Here is a 385-nt window from a genome sequence, read left to right as displayed (position 1 = left end):
AGGTTATGGAATGAGGTATTGAAGATTGAAAAAAGTGCGGATGCCCAATTTGGCAGGTCATTTGAATTTGCCCTTCCCAAAGAATGGAACAGACAGGAACAAATTCAATATACAACTGACTATATTCAAAAAACTTTTGTAGATAGAGGAATGTGTGCTGATTGGAGTATCCACGATAAAGGGGATGGCAACCCCCATGTCCATCTGCTTCTGACTATGCGTCCTTTTAACCCGGATCATTCTTGGGGAAAGAAAGAAGTCAAGGATTGGGATTTTCTCAGAGATAAAAACGGAAATATCGTGATTGATGAATCCCATCCGAACTGGTGGCAGGATAAGAAAAACCCTGACCGTCATGGAATCCGTATCCCTGTATTAGACGAAA

General features: G+C 41.3%; 1 protein-coding gene. It reads left to right on the top strand.

Translation table 11 applies throughout. The features are described 5' to 3' along the window. Positions 1–385, top strand: a 385-nt coding sequence (locus NE638_RS17915; protein WP_173746890.1) for a MobA/MobL family protein, incomplete at both ends; no start/stop codon positions are given.

Origin of the sequence: Blautia sp. MSK.18.38 (genome assembly GCF_024460535.1) — a bacterium.
Lineage (GTDB): Bacteria > Bacillota > Clostridia > Lachnospirales > Lachnospiraceae > Blautia_A > Blautia_A fusiformis.
The sequence above is the reverse complement of the archived record's forward strand: the minus strand, read 5'-3'. Positions and strand labels throughout refer to the sequence as shown.